Below are 1,003 nucleotides of genomic sequence, written 5' to 3'. Positions count from 1 at the left end.
AACTGGCCAATGCCATCCGCGCCCTCTCCATGGACGCCGTCCAGAAGGCCAACTCCGGCCATCCCGGTGCGCCCATGGGCATGGCCGATATCGCCGAGGTGCTGTGGAATGATCACCTCAAGCACAACCCGGCCGACCCGAAGTGGCCCGACCGCGACCGCTTCGTGCTCTCCAACGGCCACGGCTCCATGCTGCTCTACTCGCTGCTGCACCTGACCGGCTACGAGCTGGACCTCGAGCAGCTGCAGAACTTCCGCCAGCTGCACTCGAAGACCGCCGGCCACCCCGAATTCGGCTATGCCCCGGGCATCGAGACCACCACCGGCCCGCTGGGCCAGGGCCTGGCCAACGCGGTGGGCATGGCCATCGCCGAGAAGACCCTGGCCGCCCAGTTCAACCGCCCCGGCCACACCATCGTCGATCATTACACCTGGTGCTTCGTCGGCGACGGCTGCCTGATGGAGGGCATCTCCCACGAGGTCGCCTCGCTGGCCGGCACCCAGGGCCTGGGCAAGCTGATCACCTTCTATGACGACAACGGCATCTCCATCGACGGCGAGGTCGAGGGCTGGTTCACCGACGACACCGCCCAGCGCTTCGCGGCCTACGGCTGGCACGTGGTGCCCAACGTCGACGGCCACGACCCCGCGGCGGTCCAGGCCGCCATCGAGCTGGCCAAGCAGCACGACGACAAGCCCAGCCTGCTCGTCTGCCAGACCATCATCGGCTTCGGCGCCCCCAACAAGCAGGGCAAGGAGGAGTGCCACGGCGCCGCCCTGGGCGCGGACGAGGTCGCCGCGGCCCGCGAGCGGCTCGACTGGCCCCATGCACCCTTCCATGTGCCCGAGGAGATCTACCGCGGCTGGGACGCCCACGAGCAGGGCCACACCCGCCAGGCCGACTGGCAGGCGCGCTTCGAGCGCTACGCCGAGGCCCACCCGGCACTGGCCCGCGAGTTCCAGCGCCGCCAGAAGGGCCAGCTGCCCAGCGAGATCACCAGCGA

Annotated in this window: 1 protein-coding gene; it reads left to right on the top strand. The window is 69.6% G+C overall.

The window, feature by feature from the left end; genetic code table 11:
- Nucleotides 1-2: 2 nt before the first annotated feature.
- The coding region (locus AC5W54_RS22485; protein WP_495964323.1) for a thiamine pyrophosphate-binding protein at nucleotides 3-1,003 on the top strand (1,001 nt) is incomplete at its 3' end.

Source organism: Halomonas sp. LMYGS-3, assembly GCF_059509875.1.
Note: the sequence above shows the minus strand (reverse complement) of the source record. Positions and strands in the feature narration are given on the sequence as shown.